Source organism: Pseudomonas sp. P5_A2_2 (genome assembly GCF_054177685.1).
In genome coordinates this window covers 1-22813 of sequence record NZ_JBGCUL010000051.1, presented here as the reverse complement: position 1 = coordinate 22813, position 22813 = coordinate 1, and the positions used below count along the sequence as shown (strand labels likewise).

At 60.5% G+C, this 22813-nt stretch carries 25 protein-coding genes; 13 read left to right on the top strand and 12 right to left on the bottom strand.

The genetic code is table 11. The features are described from left to right. Window positions 1-271: glutathione S-transferase N-terminal domain-containing protein (locus ACXRVY_RS07100; protein ID WP_458237166.1), on the bottom strand; the 271-nt coding region annotated here is incomplete at its 3' end. Between the two features lie 99 nt (window positions 272-370). Between ACXRVY_RS07100 and ACXRVY_RS07095 the strand changes: the two genes are divergently transcribed. Further along, window positions 371-1261 (top strand): LysR family transcriptional regulator, encoded by an 891-nt coding sequence (locus tag ACXRVY_RS07095; RefSeq protein ID WP_223459403.1) that lies wholly within the window; start codon window positions 371-373, stop codon window positions 1259-1261. 73 nt (window positions 1262-1334) lie between these two features. Here ACXRVY_RS07095 and ACXRVY_RS07090 read toward each other — a convergent pair whose 3' ends face one another. Then, the gene (locus ACXRVY_RS07090) at window positions 1335-1970 is read right to left on the bottom strand and encodes a glutathione S-transferase family protein (RefSeq protein WP_223459401.1); all 636 of its coding nucleotides are present in this window, start codon (window positions 1968-1970) and stop codon (window positions 1335-1337) included. A 398-nt stretch (window positions 1971-2368) separates the two neighbouring features. On the opposite strand from ACXRVY_RS07090, the gene ACXRVY_RS07085 reads away from it, so the two are divergent. Then, window positions 2369-2617, top strand: a complete 249-nt coding sequence (locus ACXRVY_RS07085; RefSeq protein WP_223459399.1) for a DUF6124 family protein — start codon at window positions 2369-2371, stop codon at window positions 2615-2617. A gap of 187 nt (window positions 2618-2804) precedes the next feature. Here the strand turns inward: ACXRVY_RS07085 and gntR are convergent, their stop codons facing one another. Next, entirely contained in the window at window positions 2805-3836 is a 1032-nt protein-coding gene (gntR, locus tag ACXRVY_RS07080) for an HTH-type transcriptional regulator GntR (RefSeq protein ID WP_458237165.1), read from the bottom strand. A 215-nt stretch (window positions 3837-4051) separates the two neighbouring features. Between gntR and ACXRVY_RS07075 the strand changes: the two genes are divergently transcribed. Both ACXRVY_RS07075 and ACXRVY_RS07070 read left to right on the top strand, forming a co-directional pair. Next, entirely contained in the window at window positions 4052-4585 is a 534-nt protein-coding gene (locus ACXRVY_RS07075; RefSeq protein ID WP_223459394.1) for a gluconokinase, read from the top strand. A gap of 81 nt (window positions 4586-4666) precedes the next feature. Further along, window positions 4667-6019, top strand: coding sequence for a GntT/GntP/DsdX family permease (locus ACXRVY_RS07070; RefSeq protein WP_458237164.1), 1353 nt, complete (start codon window positions 4667-4669; stop codon window positions 6017-6019). Window positions 6020-6252: 233 nt separating this feature from the next. Here ACXRVY_RS07070 and alaC read toward each other — a convergent pair whose 3' ends face one another. Next, window positions 6253-7470, bottom strand: a complete 1218-nt coding sequence (alaC, locus tag ACXRVY_RS07065) for an alanine transaminase (protein WP_223459390.1) — start codon at window positions 7468-7470, stop codon at window positions 6253-6255. Window positions 7471-7609: 139 nt separating this feature from the next. Here alaC and ACXRVY_RS07060 point away from each other — a divergent pair, with 139 nt between their 5' ends. The 3 genes from ACXRVY_RS07060 (at window position 7610) to ACXRVY_RS07050 (ending at window position 9411) form a co-directional block, all read left to right on the top strand. Further along, window positions 7610-8272: a LysE family translocator gene (locus tag ACXRVY_RS07060; RefSeq protein WP_223459387.1), complete on the top strand. Its 663-nt coding sequence runs from the start codon at window positions 7610-7612 to the stop codon at window positions 8270-8272. Window positions 8273-8338: 66 nt separating this feature from the next. Next, on the top strand, window positions 8339-8824 hold the full coding sequence (locus ACXRVY_RS07055; RefSeq protein ID WP_223459386.1) for a GyrI-like domain-containing protein: 486 nt from the start codon (window positions 8339-8341) through the stop codon (window positions 8822-8824). A 98-nt stretch (window positions 8825-8922) separates the two neighbouring features. Next, on the top strand, window positions 8923-9411 hold the full coding sequence (locus ACXRVY_RS07050; protein WP_223459384.1) for a GNAT family N-acetyltransferase: 489 nt from the start codon (window positions 8923-8925) through the stop codon (window positions 9409-9411). A gap of 161 nt (window positions 9412-9572) precedes the next feature. On the opposite strand, the gene ACXRVY_RS07045 is transcribed toward ACXRVY_RS07050, so the two are convergent. After that, window positions 9573-10058, bottom strand: coding sequence for a GNAT family N-acetyltransferase (locus ACXRVY_RS07045; RefSeq protein WP_223459382.1), 486 nt, complete (start codon window positions 10056-10058; stop codon window positions 9573-9575). A 141-nt stretch (window positions 10059-10199) separates the two neighbouring features. Here ACXRVY_RS07045 and ACXRVY_RS07040 point away from each other — a divergent pair, with 141 nt between their 5' ends. The 3 genes from ACXRVY_RS07040 to ACXRVY_RS07030 all read left to right on the top strand — a co-directional run bounded on the left by ACXRVY_RS07040 (window position 10200) and on the right by ACXRVY_RS07030 (window position 12273). Continuing rightward, window positions 10200-10625, top strand: a complete 426-nt coding sequence (locus ACXRVY_RS07040; protein ID WP_458237163.1) for a YybH family protein — start codon at window positions 10200-10202, stop codon at window positions 10623-10625. Between the two features lie 66 nt (window positions 10626-10691). After that, window positions 10692-11036: a YciI family protein gene (locus tag ACXRVY_RS07035; protein ID WP_108215161.1), complete on the top strand. Its 345-nt coding sequence runs from the start codon at window positions 10692-10694 to the stop codon at window positions 11034-11036. 1 nt (window position 11037) lies between these two features. Further along, the gene (locus tag ACXRVY_RS07030; protein ID WP_223459377.1) at window positions 11038-12273 is read left to right on the top strand and encodes an RNA polymerase sigma factor; all 1236 of its coding nucleotides are present in this window, start codon (window positions 11038-11040) and stop codon (window positions 12271-12273) included. Window positions 12274-12398: 125 nt separating this feature from the next. On the opposite strand, the gene ACXRVY_RS07025 is transcribed toward ACXRVY_RS07030, so the two are convergent. After that, entirely contained in the window at window positions 12399-13253 is an 855-nt protein-coding gene (locus ACXRVY_RS07025; RefSeq protein WP_223459375.1) for a LysR family transcriptional regulator, read from the bottom strand. Between the two features lie 90 nt (window positions 13254-13343). Here ACXRVY_RS07025 and ACXRVY_RS07020 point away from each other — a divergent pair, with 90 nt between their 5' ends. Further along, window positions 13344-13778, top strand: coding sequence for a multidrug/biocide efflux PACE transporter (locus ACXRVY_RS07020; protein WP_223459373.1), 435 nt, complete (start codon window positions 13344-13346; stop codon window positions 13776-13778). 140 nt (window positions 13779-13918) lie between these two features. On the opposite strand, the gene ACXRVY_RS07015 is transcribed toward ACXRVY_RS07020, so the two are convergent. The 4 genes from ACXRVY_RS07015 to ACXRVY_RS07000 all read right to left on the bottom strand — a co-directional run bounded on the left by ACXRVY_RS07015 (window position 13919) and on the right by ACXRVY_RS07000 (window position 18602). Beyond that, window positions 13919-14641: a TylF/MycF/NovP-related O-methyltransferase gene (locus tag ACXRVY_RS07015; RefSeq protein ID WP_223459371.1), complete on the bottom strand. Its 723-nt coding sequence runs from the start codon at window positions 14639-14641 to the stop codon at window positions 13919-13921. After that, on the bottom strand, window positions 14638-15504 hold the full coding sequence (locus ACXRVY_RS07010) for a hypothetical protein (RefSeq protein ID WP_458237162.1): 867 nt from the start codon (window positions 15502-15504) through the stop codon (window positions 14638-14640). Before ACXRVY_RS07010 ends, ACXRVY_RS07015 begins: the two co-directional genes overlap by 4 nt. Before the next feature lie 218 nt (window positions 15505-15722). After that, entirely contained in the window at window positions 15723-17336 is a 1614-nt protein-coding gene (locus ACXRVY_RS07005) for an inorganic phosphate transporter (RefSeq protein ID WP_223459367.1), read from the bottom strand. Window positions 17337-17579: 243 nt separating this feature from the next. Then, window positions 17580-18602, bottom strand: coding sequence for a transporter (locus ACXRVY_RS07000; protein WP_458237161.1), 1023 nt, complete (start codon window positions 18600-18602; stop codon window positions 17580-17582). Window positions 18603-18874: 272 nt separating this feature from the next. Here ACXRVY_RS07000 and ACXRVY_RS06995 point away from each other — a divergent pair, with 272 nt between their 5' ends. After that, window positions 18875-20500: a methyl-accepting chemotaxis protein gene (locus ACXRVY_RS06995; protein ID WP_458237160.1), complete on the top strand. Its 1626-nt coding sequence runs from the start codon at window positions 18875-18877 to the stop codon at window positions 20498-20500. Window positions 20501-20560: 60 nt separating this feature from the next. On the opposite strand, the gene ACXRVY_RS06990 is transcribed toward ACXRVY_RS06995, so the two are convergent. Both ACXRVY_RS06990 and ACXRVY_RS06985 read right to left on the bottom strand, forming a co-directional pair. Continuing rightward, the gene (locus ACXRVY_RS06990; RefSeq protein ID WP_223459361.1) at window positions 20561-20866 is read right to left on the bottom strand and encodes a PepSY domain-containing protein; all 306 of its coding nucleotides are present in this window, start codon (window positions 20864-20866) and stop codon (window positions 20561-20563) included. A 154-nt stretch (window positions 20867-21020) separates the two neighbouring features. Then, entirely contained in the window at window positions 21021-22151 is a 1131-nt protein-coding gene (locus tag ACXRVY_RS06985) for a glycerophosphodiester phosphodiesterase (RefSeq protein WP_223459359.1), read from the bottom strand. 209 nt (window positions 22152-22360) lie between these two features. Here ACXRVY_RS06985 and ACXRVY_RS06980 point away from each other — a divergent pair, with 209 nt between their 5' ends. After that, window positions 22361-22687 (top strand): DUF2025 family protein, encoded by a 327-nt coding sequence (locus ACXRVY_RS06980; protein WP_223459357.1) that lies wholly within the window; start codon window positions 22361-22363, stop codon window positions 22685-22687. The last annotated feature ends 126 nt before the right edge of the window (window positions 22688-22813 follow it).

Below are 22813 nucleotides of genomic sequence, written 5' to 3'. Positions count from 1 at the left end.
GCTCAAATGTCCCCAGGGCTGCAGCCAGTTTCGCGTCTGGATGTAGATCAGCCAGGTATTGCAGGATCGCCGGGCCTTCGGTCAGCACTTCGCCGTTATCCAGTTGCAAGGCGGCCACGTAGCCCTTGGGGTTGATGGCCAGGAAAYCATCGCCAGCAGCGGTTTTCCTGGTGGCGTTATCGACACGGATCAATTCGAAGGGCAGTTCCAGTTCGCGCAATACGATATGTGGCGCGAGCGAGCAGGCTTGGGGGGCGTAATACAGCTTCATGGGGCGGGCTCTGGTTGTGGGTTTACGCCAGTGTCATAGTGCGCGGTACCCCCGGTAAAATTAATCTTTCAGAAATCTGCCATAAGGAACGCTACTGCCATGATGAACCTGATGCACTGGCGAATGGTRGTGGCCGTGGCGGATACCGGCAACATCACCCGGGCTGCCGAACGGGTCGGCATGACCCAGTCAGGGGCCAGCCAGGCCCTGGCCTTGATCGAGGAAACCCTGGGCGTTCAATTGTTCACCCGGGAAAACCGCCAGACATTGCCGACAGCCATCGGCCTGCCGGTCATCGAGCAGGCACGGACCATGCTCGGTGCGCTGCAGGCCATTCGCAGCACCGTCGAGGCCGCAAAAGGTGTTGAACGCGGGACGATTCGCCTGGCYAGTTTCCCCATGGTACTGGCGACGTTTCTGCCGCCGTTGCTACGTCAGTTCAACCGGCTTTACCCCGGCATCGAGGTGGTCGCCCTGGAAGTCAGCGATGACGAAGTGGAAACCCTGCTCGGCGCGGGGCTGGTGGATGTCGGCGTGGTGCTCAATCCGTCTCCCGGGCGCAAGGCCAGTCCTTTGGGACGCGATGCCTGGATGGCGGTGTTGCCCGGGGGCCATCCACTGGCGCGGCGAACTCATGAAGAGGGCGTCTCCCTCGACGAATTGTCGAAGCAACCTTTTGTACTGGCCACGGGCGGTTATTCGACCAATGCGCGAAGCCTGGCTGCCAATGCGGGGCTGCAACTGCAGGATGTGCGCGTCGAGGTCCGTGAATGGAGCAGTGCGTTCACCCTGGTGCGGGAAAACATCGGCGTGAGCCTGGTGCCGGAAATGACGCTGCCAGGTAATCGGCAGGGTTTGCGCGTGGTGCCGGTGCTGCCGCGGATCGACCGCGAGTTTGCCTTGGTGGTCGCGGCGAACAAACCACCGTCGGCGGCGGTGCAGGCGCTGCTGGACATGCTCGATGGACACAAACCCCTGGCAAGCAACTGAACCGATTTTGTCCTCAATGCTGACCGACTAGTGGCTTTGCTGTATGGCGATCCAGGCGGCAACCTGCGGCCATTCAGGGTAAGCCGTTGCAGCAATGCTTCAGGAAACCGGGGTGTTGCGCCAGGCGTTTGAAATACTCATCGATGGCGGGGTAGTCAGGACGGTCGATCGGCGTCATCAGCCAGCGATTGACCGACAAACCGATGACAACGTCGGCCAGAGTAAAACTTGGCCCGGCGACATACGCCTTGGTGGTCGCGAGTTGATGTTCGAGGATGCCCATTTTCTGGTTCCAGCCGCGGATGCCGACGTCGAGGCGATGGGCGTCCTGGAATTCCGGGTCCTTGCGCACCAGTGCCATGAACGCATAGGTCCAGGACGGATTGAGCTCGATGGCTTGCCAATCCATCCACTGCTCCACCCGGGCGCGTGCGGCCGGTTCGCCAGGCAGCAGCTCGTGGTGGTGTTGGTGTTTGCCGGCCAGATAGCGGCAGATGGTATTGGACTCCCACAACGCGCCGGCTTCATCGATGATCACCGGCACCTGAGCGTTGGGATTGAAGCGCAGGAACTCGGGGCTGTGGGTGGACGCGAAGCCACTGCCCCAGTCCTCGCGTTCGTAGGCAATGCCCAGTTCCTCGCAAGTCCACAGGACTTTTCGGACGTTGATGGACGAGGTTTTGCCGAGAATCTTCAGGGGGTGTTCCATTTGAGCAACTCCTTCGCGAATGGCGTGTATGTAATTGTAGGAGCGGTCTGTAGGAAAGGCGTTTCAACAGGTTTCCACTGCCTACGATTTATTGCGTCATTGCCTACAACTACGCCAGAATCCGCCGGCTTGTGCGCTTGGTATCCGGACTCTATCGTTGCGCGTCGCTGCAAATTCAGCGATCGGGTCTAGCAGCCTGGATACTTTAGACGCATGACGTCCACCATTCGTGAGCAGGTATTTTTATGTCTGCCAGTTCATGTTATGGCGGTTGTGCGTGGGAAGATCTTCGGGTCTACCGGGTTCTAGAGTCCTGGTCTGCTAGCCCGCGCACGGCTGCCACCCTATTTTCGTCTAGCAGCGAATCGTGGCAGCTCCATCACTCTAGGAGCATTGCCATGTTCAAACCCACGCCGAACCCCCCACGCAATCCCAGCCCAATGTTCTCCATCTCACCCGGCATCAATAACGAAACCCTGTTGGCGCACGCCTGCGAATCACTGGCCTCGGCGAGTGTGATGACCAATGACTTTGCTACGTTTCTGGAAGGAAGTCAGCGCAAAACGGCATTGGCGATTGCACAGATCATCATGCTGGCCGAACTGGCGGTGAACCGGGTGCTGGATAACCTCGATCCGCAGGAATAGTCGCGGAATCTGTGGCGAGGGGGCTTGTCGGAACGCCGCACCGCCCCGTTCGGCTGCGAAGCAGTCGTAATCCAGCTCACTTGGTTTAACTGTATGACCGCAGTGTCTGTTTTGGGGTCGCTTCGCAACCCAACGGGGGCAAGCCCCCTCGCCACAAAATCTCACTCCACAGTGGTTTGTGTCGTGCCTACGTGCTTTCGCGCACCTTCAACTCAAACCCCATGTCCTGCACCGGCTTGGCCACGGTATTGCCGGCCATCAGCGTCAGCATTTGTTCCGCCGCGCGGCGGCCGATGGCTTCGCGTGGGGTGTTGATGCTGCTCAGGCGCGGGACCATGTGGGCCGACATCGGCAAGTCGTTGAAGCCGAGGATCGCCACTTGCTCGGGGATCTTGATTCCGCAGYGCATGGCTTCGAGCAAAGCGCCCTGGGCCAGGTCGTCGTTGCCGAAGAAGATCGCGTCGACATCCGGATGACTGGCCAGCAGTTGCAGAAACAACTCGCCGCCGAGGCCGACGGAGGATGAGCGGGGTGTCAGCACTTCCAGGTCCGGGTCATACAGACCGGCCCTTTTCAGGGCTTTGCGGAAGCCTTCGCCGCGCAGCAAGGTGCGCTGGTCCAGTTGCGCGCCGATGTAGGCCAGACGCTTGCGACCACGGGACAGCAAGTGTTCGGCAGCCGTTTCGCCGGCGGCCAGTTGCGAAAAGCCAACGCAATTGAGCCCGGCCGCACTGTCCAGTTCCATCATGTACACACACGGAATGTTGCTGGCTTCGATCATCCGCCGCGAACTTTCGGTGCGGTCGAAACCCGTCAGCAACAAGCCGCGGGGTTGATAGGCCATGTAATTGCGCAGCAGGTTTTCTTCTTCATCGCGCGAATAATGGAAGTTGCCGATCAGCACTTCGAAGCCCCTGGGGCGCAAAACCTGATGAATGGCTTCCAGGGTGTCGATGAACAAAAGGTTCGACAGCGACGGCACCAACACCACCACCGACTGGCTCTGGGCCGAGGCCAGGGCACGGGCCGCAGGGTTGACGACATAGTTGAGTTCCAGCGCCGCTTTCTGCACCTTTTCCACAAGTTCAGTGGCCACGGTGCTGACGCCCCGCAAGGCGCGGGAGGCGGTGATCGGGCTGACGCCGGCCAGTCGGGCAACTTCGTTCAGGGTAGGGCGGCCAGTGGTGCGGGTATTTTTATCGTTTTTAGTTGGATTCATCGACGGCTTGCCAAACAAAATTCAAGGCACTAAGGTAGCGCTGTCTCGATGCAGCTGCAAATGCGTGAGCGAGGGTTCGCCTGATCCTTGCTTTTTGGTGTCGGGACCTAACCTGCTGCAACCCATAAAATGACAAGAAAGGCGTCGGCAACTTCTGCTTTTGGTCTGGTGTCATAACTGGCAAAGGTAGCGCTGTCTGCGCGCTGAGGTGTTACATGAATCATCCCATCACCGCCCTGGTCATCATGGGCGTTGCCGGTTGCGGCAAGACGTGCGTCAGCGAGGCCCTGTGCCATTTGAGCGGCGCCACGGCCATTGAAGGCGACTCTTTCCACCCTGCCGCCAATATCGAAAAGATGAGCGCGGGGATCCCCCTGAACGACGAAGACCGCGCCGGCTGGCTCGACAGCCTGTGCGATGAACTGCGCCGTGTCGACGCCAAGGGCCAGCGCCCGGTGCTGACCTGTTCGGCGCTCAAGCACATCTATCGCGAACGTTTGCGCAGTGCCTTGCCGGGCCTGGGCTTCGTGTTCCTTGAACTGACCCCCGAAGTGGCCGCCGACCGCGTCTCCCATCGGCCAGGCCACTTCATGCCGTCGACCCTGATCGACAGCCAGTTCGCCACCCTCGAATCGCCCGTCGGCGAGCCGCTGACCCTGGCGCTGGATGCTTCGAGCCATAGTGTCGAGCAACTGGCGGCGCAGGCTCATGCCTGGTGGCAGGCGAACGGCCTGAAACAGGCGGTATGACTGTGTTCCCAAAGACAGCGCTGTCCTCACGGCTTCTGATTAACCCGCTTTAATAACAACAACAACCAGGAGACACCCCTAATGTTTGGCATGTCCCACGAGACGTTCCTGCTGCTCGATGCAGTGGTCACGGTGATCGGGCTTATCGTTCTGATTACCAAGTTCAAATTGCACCCGTTCATTGCCCTGATCATTGCCGCCGCTTTCCTCGGGCTGACCTCCGGCATGCCGATCGGCACCATCATCAAGGCGTTCCAGGACGGCTTCGGTGGTGTGCTTGGTTTTGTCGGCATCATCCTGGCGCTGGGCACCATGCTCGGCAAAATGATGGCCGAATCGGGTGGTGCGGATCAGATTGCGCAGACGCTGATTCGCGCCTTCGGCAAGGACAAGGTGCAGTGGGCGATGATGTTCGCCGCGTTCCTGGTCGGTATTCCGCTGTTCTTCGAGATCGGCTTCGTGCTGCTGATCCCGCTGGTGTTCATCGTTGCCCGGCGCACCGGCGTGTCGATCATCAAGATCGGTATCCCGCTGCTGGCCGGTCTGTCCGCCGTGCATGGTCTAGTTCCGCCGCAMCCGGGTCCGTTGCTGGCCATCGGCGTGTTCGGTGCCGACATCGGTAAAACCATCCTTTACGGCCTGATCGTTGCGCTGCCGACGGCCATTATTGCCGGCCCGATCTTCGGTACGTTCATTGCCAAGCACATTCCTGGTCATCCGAATCAGGAACTGGTGGATCAACTGGTGCGCGATGAGAATGCAGGCGATCTGCCTAGCTTCGGCATTACCCTGATCACTGTGCTGTCGCCCGTGTTCCTGATGTTGCTCAAGACCTTTGCCGATGTGGTGCTGCCAGACGGCAACTTCTTCCGCACCTTCATGGACCTGATCGGTCACCCGATCTCGGCTCTCCTGCTGGCGTTGCTGCTGTCGCTGTACACCTTCGGCTACAAGCAGGGCATCGGTTCGCAACAGATGCTCAAATGGCTGGATGCGAGCCTTGCGCCGACCGCCGCGATCATCCTGATCATCGGTGCCGGTGGTGGCTTCAAGCAGATGCTGGTAACCAGCGGTGTAGGTGATGTGATCGGTCACATGGCGGTGGCTGCACAGATCTCACCGATCCTGCTGGCCTGGCTGGTGGCAGCGGTGATTCGTATCGCGACCGGTTCGGCGACCGTGGCGACCATTACCGGTGCCGGTATCGTAGTGCCGGTGGTGGGGATGATTCCGGGCGTGAACCGCGAACTGCTGGTGCTGGCCACCGGTGCAGGTTCCCTGATCCTGTCCCACGTCAACGACGCCGGTTTCTGGCTGGTCAAGCAGTACTTCAACATGACAGTGGCCGAAACCTTCAAGACCTGGACCGCGATGGAGACCATCCTGTCGGTGGTGGGCCTGGGCTTTATCCTGTTGTTGTCGTTGTTCGTTTAAGCGATTCGACAGGCACAAAAAAACCGCAGCGATGCGGTTTTTTTGTGGGTGAAGATTTGTGGCTACGCACTCTTTGTGGCGAGGGGGCTTGCCCCCGTTCGTCTGCGAAGCAGACGTAAATCCGGTCAATGCGTTCTATCTGAAGATCTGCGGTGACTGGTTTTGGGGCCGCTTCGCGGCCCAACGGGGGCAAGCCCCCTCGCCACAGGAATGTTGTTGCCACAGTTTTTTTGTCAGGCGTTGGTTTTCGGTGCCAACCCATCCGCCCGGAACATCCCGCGAATCCCGCGTACGGCCTGACGAATCCGGTCCTGGTTTTCGATCAGGGCAAAGCGCACGTGGTCATCGCCGTACTCGCCAAACCCGACGCCCGGYGAGACACACACCTTGGCCTCGGACAGCAGTTTCTTGGCAAACTCCAGCGAGCCCAGGTGCGCATAAGTCTCGGGAATCTTCGCCCAGACGTACATCGACGCTTTCGGGTTTTCCACCATCCAGCCCAGCTCATGCAGGCCTTTGACCAGCACGTTGCGCCGTTGCCGATACTGCTCGGCGATGTCGCGCACGCATTGCTGATCGCCTTCCAGCGCAGCAATCGCCGCCACTTGCAGCGGGGTGAAGGTGCCGTAGTCGTGGTAGCTCTTGATCCGCGCCAGGGCATTGACCAGTTCCGGGTTGCCGACCATGAAGCCAATGCGCCAGCCGGCCATGTTGTAGCTCTTGGATAGGGTGAAAAATTCCACCGCAATGTCCTTGGCGCCCGGCACCTGCATGATCGACGGGGCTTTCCAGCCGTCGTAGACGATGTCGGCGTACGCCAGGTCGTGCACCACCAGCACGTCGTACTGCTTGGCGAGGGCAATGACACGCTCGAAGAAATCCAGCTCCACGCACTGCGCGGTGGGGTTGGACGGGAAACCGAGGATCATCATCTTCGGCTTCGGAATCGAGCCGCGAATCGCCCGCTCCAGTTCAGCGAAGAAATCCACGCCCGGCACCAGCGGCACCGAGCGCACCTGGGCACCGGCAATCACCGCGCCGTAGATGTGAATCGGGTAGCTCGGGTTCGGCACCAGTACGGTGTCGCCCTGATCCAGGGTGGCCAGCATCAGGTGCGCCAGGCCTTCCTTGGAGCCGATGGTGACGATGGCTTCGCTTTCCGGGTCGATGTCGACCTCGTAGCGATCCTTGTACCAGTTGGAAATCGCCCGGCGCAGGCGTGGAATACCCTTGGAAGTGGAGTAGCCGTGGGTGTCTTCGCGCTGGGCCACCGTCACGAGTTTTTCGACGATGTGCGGCGGCGTGGCGCCGTCGGGGTTGCCCATGCTCAAGTCGATGATGTCTTCGCCACGACGACGGGCGGCCATCTTCAGCTCGGCGGTGATGTTGAAAACGTAAGGGGGGAGTCGATCTATGCGCGCAAAGCGGCGCGGCGAACCTTGTTCGGCCATTGTTGCCTCGGATAACGTAAGCGCCCGGAACCGTCCGAGCGACGCTGGCCACTGCGGTGGCCTGTGGCGGAATGTACGGGCAGCTGTGGCAGACTGTCCAGCCTCCATGTAAACAAATTTTTCCGAAGGATAGGGTTCGATGGAATTTACCAGCGGCTTCTTGTTGAGCCTCTCGCTGTGCCTGGATATCGGCGTGGCCAACATTGCGATGATCACCCTGGCCATGCAGCGCGGCTATTTCCAGGGCTTTGCCCTGGGCCTCGGGACCTGCGTCGGCGACTTGATCTACGCGGTGCTGGCGCTGGCCGGCATGACCGTGTTGCTGCAATACGAAACCGTGCGTTGGGTGTTGTGGATCGGCGGTTCGGCGCTGCTGGTGTACTTCGCAGCGAAGATGGTCTATTCGGCGATTCACCACGAGGCGCTGCTGGCCGAGACGGCGGAGGTCGGGAACAACTCCCACCGCAAGGAATTTTTCCGCGGGATCTTTCTCGCCATGTCGTCGCCCAGCGCGATTCTCTGGTTCGCTGCAGTCGGCGGCACGCTGATCGCCCGTTCCGGTGGCGGTGGTCCGCTCAGTTCGGCACTGTTTCTCGGCGGTTTCCTCTGTGCCGGGCTGCTCTGGTCGGCAGGCTTGTGCTTCGCCGCGAGCCATGGCGGCAAGTTGCTGGGCGATAAGCTGCTGCGTTATTCCTACATGGCATCAGCGGCGATCTTCTGCTATTTCGCGGTCTACGTGATTCTATCGGGTTACAACGAGTTCGTTGGCGCCGCTGCTGTCGAGCAATTGCACGCGCTGTAATTGGGCGAATCGGGTTTGGCTTCTATACTTCCAGCCGAACCCATTTTATGTGTCAGGAGTCGAGTCATGGATGAGTTAGCACGCGTCGAACTGACGCAACCGCGCTTCGAACACGGGCACTTCCTGCTGATTGCAGGGCTTGGTGGAACATTTACCCAACAAACCGTTCATGGCATTCCCGAGCTCTGGGAGAAATTCAATCCGCATCTGGGCCAGATTCCGGGCCAAAAAGGCGAAGTCACTTACGGCGTCTGCTGCAATTTCGACGGCAAGGGCGGCTTCGATTACATCGCAGGGGTCGAGATCAGCAAACTCGACGATTTGCCGGAAACCTATCGCTGGGTTGAAGTGCAACCCCAGTATTACGCCGTGTTCGAGCACAAGGGGTCGCTGGATACCTTGCCGCAGACCTTTCGCTACATCTTCGACACCTGGCTGCCACAGTCCGGACACCAGGCGCTGGACGCCCCGGAATTCGAACGCTACAGCGAAGACTTCAACCCGAACCTRCACACCGGAAAGCTGGAAATCTGGATGCCGATCAAGGCGTGACACGTACATCGAGAGGCGGACCGGACGATTCGCCTCTCGATGTCCCACAGCGGCTGATTTATCATCCCCAGCCTTTCCCACGCTGATTCCGAGCTGCCATGAACACCGTCATCCGCCACGTCACGCCTGCTGACCTGGATCGCTGCTTTGCCATCGAAACCCTTGCCTATGAAGGCGACGAAGCCGCGACCCGCGAGAAGATCGCCACCCGCATCGCCACCTGGCCCGAGGGTTTTATCGTCGCGCAAGTGGACGGGGCAGTCGCCGGTTTCATCAATTCCGGTGCGGCGTTCCAGGTGGAAATGTCGGACGAAGCGTTCAAGGAACTGATCGGCCACGACCCGGCCGGGCCGCACGTGGTGATCATGTCGGTGGTGGTGCACCCGGATTATCAGGGGCTAGGCCTGGCCAAACGGCTGATGGCTGAGTTCATCGAGCGCATGCGCGCGATGGGCAAGGTCAGCATCAACCTGATGTGCAAGGAGCGGCATATTCCGTTGTACGCTGGATTTGGTTTTGCCTACGTCAAACCCTCGGCATCCGACCATGGCGGCATGGCGTGGCATGAGATGGTGCTCGAACTCTGATCCGACGAAGATCCCCTGTAGGAGCGAGCCTGCTCGCGATGGAGTGTCAGTCGACACCAGTGTCAGTCGACACCACTTATGCTGACACACCTTCGCGAGCAGGCTCGCTCCTACAGGGGGCGGTGTTGTGTCAGGAATGTCTGCAAAAAACTAACGCGCAGTCAAAACACCAACCCCATCCGCCGCTCATAACCGATCCGGCCTTTGTACGCCTCGCCGCTGTCGACAAAGCCAAACTTGGCGTACAGGGCGATGGCGGCCTCGTTGTCGGCATCCACCGACAACTCCAGCCCCCGGATTTCCGGCCAGGCCAGGCGCGCGGCCTCGGGCAGCGCTTGCAGGCAGGCCTTGCCGTAGCCTTTGCCCTGGGCGCGTCGATCGACTTGCAGGGCATGCAGGGTGGCGCTGTGCTCATCGGCCCAGGCCGGCAACACCGGTGGGCGCTTGAGCAGCAGGAAGGCCACGGGAATATCTTCGGCCAGCAGGGCAAATCCTTTGACTCCCGGGCCGGGCTTGGACAACAAGGTGTGCAAGGCACCGTGGATATCACCGGAAAACCTGATTTGCTGCGGATGCACTTCGATGGCCTCGACCTGTTGGCGCTGCTGCGTATTCAGGCTTTCATAAGGCACGAGTCGGGCTGTCACGGGTGTGTCCTTTTCCAGCATGAATAGAGCCTCGGATTCTAGCGATTCCGGCCGTTTGAATTATTTTTATTTCACTTGTCGATTCGCCGGATCGCCGGACGACTAAGGGTGTCTTCACTATAAAAACCACGGAGAACCACCATGAACTCGCAAACCCAGAKTCATAACCTCATCGAGAACTATCGTCAGGCGGTCATGGCCAAGGACATTGAAAAAGTCATGGCCCTTTATGCCGATGACATCGTCTCCTTCGACGCGGTCAAGGCCCTGCAATTCAAAGGCAAGCCGGCGTATCGCGCGCATTGGCAGGCCTGCATGGAAATGTGCCCCGGCCCGCACATCTTCGAATTCCACGAAATCACCATCGAGCCGTCCCAGGAAATTGCGTTCGCTCACTGGCTCGCCCACTGCGGCGGCACCAATGAAAAAGGTGAAACCCAGTCCTGCTGGATGCGCGTCACCGCCTGCTATCGGCAAGAAGCCGGGCTGTGGCAGATCGTCCACGAGCATTGGTCGGCACCGTTCGACATGACCAGCGGCGCGACGCTGTTCGATCTCAAACCCTGATCGTCGGGAAGCCGAGCCAGAATGCCAATCAGCGACCATAGTTGATCGTTCGATAAGGAGAGCGTGATGAAGTATCTATGCCTGGTCTACAGCGATGAGCAGTTGCTGCATTCGCTACCGGAAAGCCCGAAGGACGAAGAGTGCATGGCCTATGCCGAGTCGATCCAGGGCAGTGGCCGGATGGTCGCCGCCGAGGCATTGGAGTCGGTGCAGACCGCCACCACGGTGCGCATGCGCAATGGCAAGATGTCGATCACCGACGGCCCGTTCGCCGAAACCAAGGAGCAGTTGGCCGGCTTCTACCTGATCGACGCCCGCGACCTCAACGAGGCCATTCAGGTCGCGGGCAACATTCCGGCGGCCCGGGTCGGCAGTGTCGAAGTGCGCCCCGTTCGGCAGTTGAATCCTTAAGATGCCGGGGCTGCCGGTTCAGGCGCAGGTCGAGCGGGTCTATCGTGAAGAGTCGCGGCGCATTCTCGCGACCCTGATTCGCTTGCTGGGGGATTTCGACCTCGCCGAAGAAGCCTTGCACGAGGCGTTTTTCATCGCGGTCGAACGCTGGCAGCGTGACGGCGTGCCGGACAATCCACGGGCCTGGCTGGTGTCCACCGGGCGCTTCAAGGCCATCGATGCCTTGCGTCGGCGCGCACGCTTTACCGCCTCGCAGCCCTTGCTGATCGCGCAACTGGAGGCGCTGGAGCAGGCCGACTGGAGTGATGAAGACGTGGAAGACGATCGCCTGCGGCTGATCTTCACTTGCTGCCACCCGGCCTTGGCGGCGGACGCGCAAGTGCCGCTGACGCTGCGGGAAGTCTGCGACCTGACCACGGAAGAAATCGCCCGGGCCTTTCTCTCGGCCCCGGCCACCATCGCCCAGCGCATCGTGCGCGCCAAGGCGAAGATCCGTGATGCGAAAATCCCTTATCAAGTGCCGACGCTGGCTGAGTTGCCTGAGCGTCTGGACAGCGTATTGCGGGTGATTTATCTGGTGTTCAACGAGGGTTATTCGGCGTCCATCGGAGCCGAACTGATCCGCGAGGATTTGACCAGAGAAGCGATCCGTCTCGGTCGGTTGCTGGTGGAACTGCTGCCGGCGCCGGAGGTCATGGGCTTGCTGGCGTTGATGCTGTTGCACGAGTCGCGACGCCCGGCCAGGACCTCGGCGAGCGGCGAGCTGATTGTGCTGGACGAGCAGGACCGTTCGCTGTGGGACGCCGGGTTGATCACTGAAGGCTGCACGCTGATCGAACAGGCACTGACCATGGGACGCTTCGGACCCTATTGCCTGCAAGCGGCCATCGCGGCGGTGCACGCCGAAGCGCCGACGGCGGGGGAAACCGATTGGCCGCAGATTGTCGGTCTGTATGACGTGCTGCTGCGGGCGGTGCCGTCGCCGGTGATCGAGCTGAATCGGGCGGCGGCTATTTCGAAACGTGATGGACCGCTGGCGGGGTTGACGCTGGTGGACGCCATTCTGGAGCGGGGAGAGTTGCTCGATTACCACCTGGCGTATTCGGCGCGGGCGCAATTCTGTCGGCAACTGGGTCGCAAGCAAGAGGCGCGGGCGGCGTGGGAACGGGCGCTGGCGTTGACCCGGCAAGAGCCGGAGCGGCGGTTTATTGAAGAGCGGCTCAGGGCGTTGGATTGATGCGGCCGTTCTGGCCTCATCGCGAGCAGGCTCGCTCCTACAGTGATAGGTGGTGCACACAAATTTTGTGACCGACACAATAACTTGTAGGAGCGAGCCTGCTCGCGATAAGGGCCGAAGGACCTTCACTCCAGCATCTTGCCCAGCAACCAGCTCCCCGCCGGCCCCGGCGGATTCAGCCGCGACCACAACGCATCCACCGACACCGTTTTCGGCCAGCCGCGCACCACCAGTTCCTGCAAGGTGCCTGGCCCGAACCGCTCGACCAGCCAGCGGGGCAACGGTGCCCAGCCGAATCCGCCCTGGGCCATTTCCAGCAGCATCAGATAACTCGGCGCCGACCAGACGCGGCCCTTCGCCCGACTTTCATAGGGATTGATGATGGTGGCCAGACGCAGCTCGCGGTGTTGCTGCAGTACGTCCCGGTCGACGTGGTCCAGCGTCGCCAACGGGTGTGTCGGGGACACGAACAAGGCGATTTCCGTGCGCTCGTCCACCGTCGAGCTGACCAGGTCCGGCGGGTAGCTGTCCTGCATTTCGGCGAAGGCAATGTGCGCCCGTCCGCTTTGCACCAGGGACATCAGGTCATCGCACTCGGCGATCAGGCATTCGAGCTCCAGGTCCGGGTAACGCTGCTCGAAGGCACTGAGGGCGGCTTCGAAGCGGTCCGACTGATAGGTATCGGACAGTGCCACCGTCAGCTTTGCTTCCACTCCTTGGGACAGTTGGCTGGCGGTCATTTCCAGGCGACTGGTGGCGGCCAGGATGTCTTCGGCCCGTTGCAGCATGACGTGCCCGGCCGGGGTCAGCCCGGGTTTGCGGCTGCTGCGGTCGAACAGCGTCAGGTTCAGGTCGATTTCCAGACTGGCCACTGCGGCGCTGATGGTCGACTGACTGCGGCCCAGCTTGCGTGCCGCGGCAGAAAATGAGCCCTGGGTCGCCGCTTCGACAAACGCCAGCAACACTTCGTGAGAAGCCATGAACTATCGCCCTGATCGATGGTTATTGGTTATGAAGTATCGGTGTGATGACAGATCATGGCAACCACAGTCACTCAAGGGAGTTCGGCCATGAGCGCCAACAAGTCCATTACTGAACGTATTTTTCAAGCCATCGGTTTCGAACTGCTGGCCATCCTGATCTGTACCCCGTTGCTGGCCTGGATCATGAACAAACCGATACTGGACATGGGTGCTGTGACCATCGCCATGGCTGCACTGGCCCTGGCCTGGAACGTGGTGTTCAACGGTATGTTCGATCGGGTGCTCAAGCGCCTGGCCATCGTGCACAACGCCTGGGTCCGCGTGGTGCATGCGCTGTTGTTCGAAGGCGGTCTGGTCGCCCTCGGCGTGCCGTTGATCGCCTGGTGGCTGAATGTCAGCCTGTGGCAGGCGTTCCTGCTGGATTTCGGTGTGCTGCTGTTTTTCCTGCCGTACACCTATATCTATCACTGGGTGTATGACGTGGTTCGGGAGCGGATGGTGATGACTCGCGGGGCTTGCTGAGTCGTGTTTGAACCGGTTTTTGTAGGAGCGAGCCTGCTCGCGATGCCGGCGTGTCAGACAACATCAATGCTGAATGTCAGACCGCTATCGCGAGCAGGCTCGCTCCCACAGGTTTTTGTACCAGTTTCCAGGTCTTTGGATCAGACGTGGAAGTAACCCACGCACGAATCGAACGGCAGGCGCTTGAGTTCGATCTTGTTCAGGTCGAGCACTTCACGCAGGGCTTTGGTTTCGCCCGGGAAGTTGCGGTAGGCGACTTCGTCGAGTACCACGATCGCGCCTTTGGGCATGTACGGCAGGAAGGTCTCCAGCGCGACTTTGGTCGATTCGTACAGGTCGGTGTCGAGGATCAGCATGGCCACGACCAGGTCCGGACGGGTCTTGACCCACTCCGGCACGGTCTGGACGATGTCGCCCTTGACCAGCTCGCAACGCGGAATGCGGTTGACCGGGCGCAACAGGTCGTTGGCGTCGATCATGTCCTGGATCAGCGACTGGTCGGTGTCGGCGAACATGGTCTCGTTGACGTCGGCCGGGTCTTCTTTCTTGTCGATGCTCTGGAAGCCTTCGAAGGTGTCGAAGCCCACGATCGAGCGGTTGATCGCATACGGCTCGAGAATCATCGACAAGTGCATGTAGAGCATCAACGAGTTGCCCTTGTACACGCCGCACTCGATGATCGCGCCCGGTACTTCGGCGACTTTCTTGAACAGTTCCATGCGCGACAATGCAGCTGTCACGCCGATACGGTTGGCGAAGACGAACGGGGCGTCGGCCACGTACTCGGCATCGACCCGTTTCAGGACGCTGGAACGGGTTTCGTTGTACTGGGCCTCGGCGGGCGTGATGCGACGCTTGGTCATTGCGGGATTCCTCGGAAATTCGAAAAGTCGTGGGCGTGGAAATAATCTTTGAAACCGGCACCGACGTCAGGGCAGGCACTGTCGACGTTGATTGCGCCACGGTGGTGCTTGAGATCATCGAGGTGCATCAGGCGGAAGTCCACGCTGAAGCGGGTTTGTTGCGTGTAATTGGGCACGGTGCCGTGCAGGTGCGAACCCGAGAACACCAGCATCTCGGCGGTGTTGCCGGCGATGCGCAGTTCAGAGGTGGTGTTGATCGCTTCGGTAGGAACCGGGTGTTGGCGCGCCTCTTCCTTGACGTTGTCCCTGGCGCGCTGGCGTTGCACGTCGATCCAGTCAGTCAGGCTCCACTGCGCCGAGGTGTTTTTCACCGGGACGTCGAAGTAGGCCGGGTTGATCATCATGGTCTGCTCAGGCTGGATCGTGTAGACCGGCATCCAGGTATTGATCTGGCAGTCGACACCGCCGTACCAGGTATCGCGATGGGGCTTGTAGGCGTAGCTGACGCCAGCATGCAGGTAGTCGTAGTTGGGCACCACACGGATGCGCGGTAYGTCGAAAATGAATTCCTCGGGAGCGGCACCGATTTCGTCGGTGAAGCTGCGGATCAGCTCCTTGGCCCGCAGGCTGTTGGTGAACTGACCCTTGAGGCGAGTCACCAGCACCACGAACTCTTCCACCGGCATCAGCGTGTGCAGCGCCTGGTGGTTGGTTTCGCCGTCGAAGGCGGCGGTAATGCTTTGCTGCGCGAAAGCACAAAGTTCTTTGGCTGCGCGTAACTGCGTGTTCAGGAAAATATCGCCCGCATAAATGGCTTCTTTGAAGTCAGCTTTCTGCTGCAGCTGATTGATGTACAGATTCACGGTTCCTCTCCTGAATACATCGAGTCTCTTATGAGTCGGCACCACGCGGACAAACTGAAGGGCTGTCGGACCTGTGGTGCGTCAATAAAGCGCAAGCCTTTGAGCATGCGAGCAAATGCCGTGCCGCTGGACGAAAAAAATCCCGACGGGAAAACCCGCCGGGATGTTTGGCTGCGACCCTGGACTTTTTACCTGTGGGAGCAAACCCGCCCCCACATTCAGAACAATTGGGTGAACAACCAGTACAGGCTGCCCGACAGCAGGATCGCCGCCGGCAACGTCAGCACCCAGGCCATCAGCAGGTTGCGGATGGTCTTCATATGCAAGCCGCCACCGTTGGCAACCATGGTCCCGGCCACGCCCGAGGACAGCACGTGAGTGGTCGACACCGGCAGGCCGAACATGTCGGCGGCGCCGATGGTCAGCATCGCCACGGTTTCTGCCGAGGCGCCCTGGGCGTAGGTCAGGTGGGTCTTGCCGATTTTCTCACCGACCGTCACCACGATGCGCTTCCAGCCGACCATGGTGCCCAGGCCCAGGGCGATGGCCACGGCGATCTTCACCCACAACGGAATGAACCGCGTGGAGTTGTCGATCTGTTGCTTGAACAGTTGCAGCTTGCCATTGGTGTCGGCGTCGAAATTGCCGACCTTGTTCTTGTCCATCAAGCGAATGGTTTCGCTGCTCAGGTACATGTCATTACGCACGTTGCCCACGGCCTCGGCCGGGACTTTCGACAGCGAGCCATAACCCTTGACCTGGGCACCGATGCTGCCGGTCAGCGCAGCCAGCGCCGGCACCAGTTGCGGGGTCGCTTCCTTGCTGCGCACATATTCGGACAGCACCGGGCGCGGGTCGGCTGGCGCTGGCAGCGGAGCAGCTTTGACCAACGCTTGCTGGGTGACTTCGGCGACCGCCGCGAACTGCAACGCTTGATCGGCCGGCATGGTGCGGTTCAAGGCGTAAGCCATTGGCAGCGTGCCCACCAGAATCAGCATGATCAGGCCCATGCCTTTCTGGCCATCGTTCGAACCGTGGGCAAACGACACACCGGTGCAGGTCACGATCAACAGGCCGCGAATCCACCATGGCGGCGGGGTCTCGCCCTTTGGCTCCTTGTACAGCGCACGATTCTTGACGAACGCGCGCAGCGCCAGCAACAGCAGCGCGGCGCAGCCGAAGCCGACCAGTGGCGAGAGCAGTAGCGCGTAACCGATCTTGGTGGCTTGCGCCCAGTCCACGCCACTGGTGCCGTCGCGGCCGTGCATCAGGGCGTTGGCCACGCCGACCCCGATGATCGAACCGATCAGGGTGTGCGATGACGACGCCGGCAGGCCCAGCCACCAGGTGCCGAGGTTCCACAGGATGGCAGCGATCAGCAGGGCGAAGATCATTGCGAAACCGGCGGACGAGCCGACTTGCAGGATCAGCTCCACCGGCAGCAGGGCGATGATGCCGAACGCCACCGCGCCGCTGGACAGCAGCACCCCGAGGAAGTTGAAAAATCCGGACCAGACCACCGCCACGTTCGGCGGCAGCGAGTGGGTGTAGATCACCGTGGCCACCGCGTTGGCGGTGTCGTGGAATCCGTTGACGAACTCAAAGCCCAGGGCGATCAACAACGCCACGCCGAGCAGCAGGAACGGCGTCCAGGTGGTCACCACCGTGCCGAGTTCGTTCATGTCGTGCATCAGGCTGTAGGCGGTAAACAACAAGCCGATGGCCAGCACGGCAAAAAACACCACGATGGTGATCAGGCCGGGCTTTTTGTCGAATTGCGGTTTGGCACTACTGGCGGGCGCCGGGGCGGCGGTGAAGGAGGGCGTAGCCATCACGGACATTCCTGAGGAGGGAGGTGTATCAGTGATAATCGTTGCCAATTGTTACAGGGAGACTGCTTTGGGTCAGTGTTTGGGTTTTTCGCAGGCTGCTGATCTGAAGTCGAGCGCTTAAAACTGTGGGAGCGAGCTTGCTCGCGATAGCGGTGTGTCAGCCGACAACAATGTTGGATTTGCCGACGTCATCGTCGGAACGCCGCCCGGAGCAAGCTCGCTCCCACAGGGGGCCGGGTGCGTTCAATAATCCTGCTGCTTGCGAAACGCCCAGCGCCCGGCGATCACGGTAAAGGTCKCGACCAGCGCCACGAGGATCCAGAAACCCTGCGGATCGCCGGCCAGCGGAATGCCGCCGACGTTCATGCCGAAGAAGCCGGCGATGATGTTGATCGGCAGCGCCAGCACCGTCACCACCGTCAGGGTGAACAGCGTGCGGTTGGTCTGTTCGTTGATGTTGGCGGCGATCTCTTCCTGCAACAACTTGATCCGCTCACCCAGCGCCGTGAGGTCGTTGATGATCAGCGCGAACTCCTCGGTGGATTTGCGCAGCTCCTTCACGTCTTCCTTTTGCAGCCATTGCGGTGGCCGGTTGAGCAGGCGCAGCAAGGAGCCTGGCTCCAGCGCCAGCAGCCGTTGCAAACGCACCAGCACCCGGCGATTGGCGCCCAGCTCGGCGCGGTTGGTCGACAGCCGCGAAGAGAGCAATTCATCTTCGATCTGATCCACGCTCTGGCTGGTCTTGCGCACGATCTGGGTCAGCACTTCACCCTGGTCGCGCAGCAAATGCACCAGCAACTCCAGCGGGGAGCGAAAGCATTCCCGGGCCTTCACCGACGAGCGCAGTTTGTCCACCGAGTGCAGCGGTTGCAGGCGGGCGCTGATGATCAGCCGGCTGCGGGCGCACACCCAAAGCGTCGAGACGTCCGACGAGACCATGTTGCTGAGGTTGAACACCACGTCGTTGACCACCGCCAGCAACGCCGAATCGACATGTTCGATGCGCGTCGAGCGTGAGCCTTCGTGCAGCGCTTCGAAAAATTCCTCGGGCAATTCCAGATGACTCTTCATCCAGCGCTCGCACGCGGCATGGGCGAGGTTCAGGTGCAGCCACAGAAATTGCTCGTCGCTCTCCGGTTGTTGCAGGTACTGCAAGGCCTCGGCCGAATTGATTTCCCGGCCAGCCTCTCCGGGGTGAAAGCTGAAACCGTAGAGCAGGCCGAACAGATCCGTGTCGCGATGACTGTGATCGATGCTGTGGTTCATGAGGGCTCGCAAGGAGAGACGCCTGTCGCAGGTTTCGCAGGTTCACTTGAGCGGCATCATCGCAAGGCGGGATGACGTTTTTGTGACGGGGAAATAACGCAAACGATTGCGCTACCGGCGGTCGGGATTTTCTCAAGAACCGCTCTGGCTAGCCGATCACGCTTGGGTTGAGTTGCGCGCCGCCGGCCATCGGCCGGGACCGCAGACAGGGATGTCCGGACACTTTTCACGCCTTTACGGGCGTGCCTCATTCCTGTCATGAGTACCCTCCGATGTTTTTGCAAAAGTCCCTGAGAGCACAAATTCTCGCGCTGCTGAGCGGCAGCCTGCTGGCGATGCTGTTGATCGCCCTGGCGTGCTTTCACTTCCTGTCCAGCGGCGTGCAGAGCTACGCCAATCTGATCGAGGGCCCGCTGCATACCTCGCAACTGATCGATGAAGCCAACCTGCAATTCAAGGTGCAGGTGCAGGAGTGGAAAAACGTCCTGTTACGTGGCAAGCAACCGGCGGACCTGAGCAAGTACTGGGGGCAATTCGAAGACCGTCAGCGCGATGTGCAAAACAGCCTTGGCGAACTGGCCGGGCAGAAGGGCATCGAGCCGCAGCTCAAGAGCCGCATCGAGCGCTTGCGTGACGAGCATCGCCAATTGGGCGCGGCCTATCAGAAGGGCCGGGACGCGTTCGTGGCCGCCGGTGGTGACCCGACGGCGGGCGACACCGCGGTCAAGGGCATGGACCGCGCGGCCAGCGATCAGATGAGCGAACTGGTCAGCGAATTGCGCAAGCAGGGCGCCGAACAATCGACTCTAATCAGCGCCGCTGCCGATCGCACGGTGTTGCTGGGAATTATCGTGATGCTGGTTTCGGGGCTGCTGATCGGCCTGCTGAGCCTGTGGCTGGTCAACCGCAACCTGGTCGAGCCGATCCGCAAATTGATCGAATACGTGGCACAGCTCAGCCAGGGGCGTATTGCCGAGCGCGTCGCCAGCACCCGTCAGGACGAGTTGGGCAAACTGGCGATGGCCGCCAACACCCTGCGCGATTTCCTCGCCGAAACCTTCAGCCGTTTGCAGCGCAGCGCGTCTGACCTGGACAGCGCCAGCGGTGAGTTGAACTCGATCGCCACCGTGATGGCCGGCGGTACCAACGAGCAGTTCAATCGCACCGATCAGGTGGCCACGGCGATGAACGAAATGTCCGCTACCGCACAGGAAGTGGCCCGTCATGCCGCTGAAGCGGCGCGGGCCGCCGACGATGCCGACCAGTCCGCCCAACAGGGCGAAAAAGTCATGCAGGGCACCATCCACACCATCACCCAAATGCGCGGTGAAATCGCCAACACCGCCACGGTCATTCGCCAACTGGAAACCGACAGCGGGCGCATCGGCAAGGTCCTGGAAGTGATCCGCGGCATCGCCGAACAGACCAACCTGCTGGCGCTCAACGCCGCCATCGAAGCGGCCCGCGCCGGTGAGGCCGGACGCGGATTCGCGGTGGTGGCCGATGAAGTGCGCAGCCTGGCCCAGCGCACGGCGGCGTCGATCATCGAGATCAACCAGATCATCCAGACCGTGCAGACCGGTGCAATCGAAGCGGCCCAGGCGATTGAAAGCGGTCAGTCGCGCAGCGAACAAAGCGTGCAGCAAGTGACCGAGGCCGGCGCCATGCTCGAACGCATCACCCTGGCCGTGGAGGCCATCCGTGACATGAACCGCCAGATCGCCACTGCCGCCGAAGAACAGACCTCGGTGGCCGAAGACATCTCGCGCAACCTCACCGAGATCACCAGCATCGCCAGCACCAACCTGGACAACGTGCAGCGCACTGAAGCGGYCAGCAGCAACCTGCACGGTTTGTCGGGGCAGTTGAACGAGGTGACGGCGCGCCTGAGCGCTTGAACCCAGAATGCACAAAAGCCGCACGACTTCTCGATCGTGCGGCTTTTGTGCGTTTCGCGATTACGTGTCCTGTTTGTTCTTCAGGACCTTGCCGTTGGAAGCATCGATGTCCACATCCCACTCGACGTTCTTGGCGTCACGCAGTTCGACTTCGTACTCGTAACCGTTGAAGTAGTTGTCCAGTTCGGTTTTGTTGATCGTTGCACCCGGGTGCAGATCCAGCGCGATCTTGTTCAGATCTTCCAGCGCCTTGATCTTGCCGTCCTTGACCAGTTGCGGGATCTCATCGACCCGCACATCGGCCTGGGCCAGGCCCGCGGCAAAGGTCAGGGTTGCAGCGGTCAACAAAGCAGTCAGGGTCTTCATGGGCTTCTTTCCTTGGGTGATCCGTTCAAGTGAGATCAGGCTAGCCTGTGTAACTTAATCCACCCTTAAAACCCTCTGCATGTCCTGCATCAATCCCTCTGTGGGAGTGAGCCTGCTCGCGATGCAGGCACCTCGGTGTCGTGCCAGGCAGGGCTCAATAGCCGTTGTTCTTCAATACTTGATCGACACTCGCCGCCGGGCGTTTATAGAACTTCAACAACTCGCTGGCGCGGTTGGTGAAGATGCCGTCGACTCCGGCGTCCATGACTTTCTGGTAGTCCACCGCTTCGTCGATGGTGTAGACGTGCACCAGCAGGCCCTGATCGTGGGTGTACTGGTTCATCCACGGTTGCACCAGATCCGAATAACTCTGGTCGCCACCCTGGGTCAGTGCGGCGGACGGGCCGGTGCCTATGGCGCCCTGGGCCTTCGCGTAGTCGACCCAACGCTGGAATTCGGCTTTGTCCTTCGGTTCCTGTGCGGCGTAGTACGCGGCCTTGTCCCTGGCGCCGGACTCGGCAAATTTCACCTTGGACTTGGGCTCGATACTGCCTTCACCGACCCACAACAGCAGGATCTTCGGCACCTTCGGCATTTCCTTTTGCAGCAGTTCGAGGCTGCTCTTCTCGAAGGTCTGCAGGACCACCTTGCCTTTGCCCTGGCCGACCGCCAACTCGCTTTTTGCCAGTTTCGAACCGGTCGGGCTCAGCCAGCCGCGGTCCTGAAGTTTTTCCTTGAGGTCGTGTTCGATGCCGGGAAACTGCTTCGGCTCCTTGGTCTCGATGTACAGGCCGGGCTTGTGCAGGGAGTTGCCCTCGGCGATGTCGATGATTTCATCAAGGGTCAGAATCTTCAGGCCCGCGAAGGCGGGACGTGCGCGATCCGGGTACGCGGCATTGAACCAGCTGCCCGCATCCAGGGTTTTCAGCTCGACCATGGTGAACGCATTGGCCGGGCTGTCCTTGCGCTCGGGGAATTTGCTGGCAACGTCGGTGGTGCGTTGCAGATTATTGTCGTGCAGGGCAAACAGTACGCCATCCTTACTGCGCTGCAGGTCCATTTCCAGGTAGTCGGCGCCCAGGTCGCGGGCCGTCTTGTAGGCGGCGGCGGTGGATTCCGGCGCATCGAAAGACGCGCCACGGTGAGCGATCACCGCTGGATGCGGAATGCCCAGGCGGGTCGCCAGTGCCGCGGGACCGGGTTCGCTGGCGGCCTGTGCGTGGCCGACGCACAGGCCGAGCAACAGGCTCAGTAACAGGGCGCTTTTAGTAAAGGTTACGGGCATGGTCGAGATCCTTTCGCAATGAGGGGGCGTCCCTTTTAACAACTGATCATTGCAGGCGCTATCGCGAGACCGACACGAACCTGTCCAAAGCTGATGTTCGTCAGCGTTTTTGTGCGCCCGGTTGCAGTACGCTGGGGTCCTGCAATTCCCCGGCAGAGGGAAACGCAGGCCCTGCGTGCAAACCAACGATCACCATTGCGGGGTTTACCATGCGCATCACTTCCCAGCTCATCTGCCAGGCTGCCGACCAACTCAAAGGCTTCGTCGGCCTCAACCGCAAGACCGGCCACTACATCGTGCGTTTCAGCGAAGACTCGTTCGGCATGGACGTGGCAGACGACGGCATCATCCCGACCAGCGAATTTGTCTGGGTCACTGGTCCCGGGCAGACCATGACGCTAAAGCGCGAATTGATTCAGTTGCTGCTGGACCAGAATATCGATGACCGGATCAACATCACCGAGCCGTTGCGGGTGTACATGAACCGGCGGGAAGTGCCGGAGATTTCGGCGGTTCGCAGTCTGGTTCGGGGTTGAGTTTTTTTGCGGTGAATTGACTGGCCCCATCGCGAGCAAGCTCGCTCCCACAGTGGATCTTTGTCGTGCACAAATATTGTGACCGACCGGGATCGAATTGTGGGAGCGAGCTTGCTCGCGATGGCG

Excerpts from the sequence above, each read along its gene's own strand:
- ACXRVY_RS07035 (WP_108215161.1), top strand. The coding sequence starts at position 10,692 with ATGAAGTATCTATGCCTGGTCTACAGCGATGAGCAGTTGCTGCATTCG.
- ACXRVY_RS07090 (WP_223459401.1), bottom strand. The coding sequence starts at position 1,970 with ATGGAACACCCCCTGAAGATTCTCGGCAAAACCTCGTCCATCAACGTC.
- ACXRVY_RS07060 (WP_223459387.1), top strand. The coding sequence starts at position 7,610 with ATGGAATTTACCAGCGGCTTCTTGTTGAGCCTCTCGCTGTGCCTGGAT.
- ACXRVY_RS07030 (WP_223459377.1), top strand. The coding sequence starts at position 11,038 with ATGCCGGGGCTGCCGGTTCAGGCGCAGGTCGAGCGGGTCTATCGTGAA.
- ACXRVY_RS06985 (WP_223459359.1), bottom strand. The coding sequence starts at position 22,151 with ATGCCCGTAACCTTTACTAAAAGCGCCCTGTTACTGAGCCTGTTGCTC.
- ACXRVY_RS07020 (WP_223459373.1), top strand. The coding sequence starts at position 13,344 with ATGAGCGCCAACAAGTCCATTACTGAACGTATTTTTCAAGCCATCGGT.
- ACXRVY_RS07050 (WP_223459384.1), top strand. The coding sequence starts at position 8,923 with ATGAACACCGTCATCCGCCACGTCACGCCTGCTGACCTGGATCGCTGC.
- ACXRVY_RS06990 (WP_223459361.1), bottom strand. The coding sequence starts at position 20,866 with ATGAAGACCCTGACTGCTTTGTTGACCGCTGCAACCCTGACCTTTGCC.
- ACXRVY_RS07015 (WP_223459371.1), bottom strand. The coding sequence starts at position 14,641 with ATGACCAAGCGTCGCATCACGCCCGCCGAGGCCCAGTACAACGAAACC.
- ACXRVY_RS07085 (WP_223459399.1), top strand. The coding sequence starts at position 2,369 with ATGTTCAAACCCACGCCGAACCCCCCACGCAATCCCAGCCCAATGTTC.
- ACXRVY_RS07025 (WP_223459375.1), bottom strand. The coding sequence starts at position 13,253 with ATGGCTTCTCACGAAGTGTTGCTGGCGTTTGTCGAAGCGGCGACCCAG.
- ACXRVY_RS06980 (WP_223459357.1), top strand. The coding sequence starts at position 22,361 with ATGCGCATCACTTCCCAGCTCATCTGCCAGGCTGCCGACCAACTCAAA.
- ACXRVY_RS07005 (WP_223459367.1), bottom strand. The coding sequence starts at position 17,336 with ATGGCTACGCCCTCCTTCACCGCCGCCCCGGCGCCCGCCAGTAGTGCC.
- ACXRVY_RS07075 (WP_223459394.1), top strand. The coding sequence starts at position 4,052 with ATGAATCATCCCATCACCGCCCTGGTCATCATGGGCGTTGCCGGTTGC.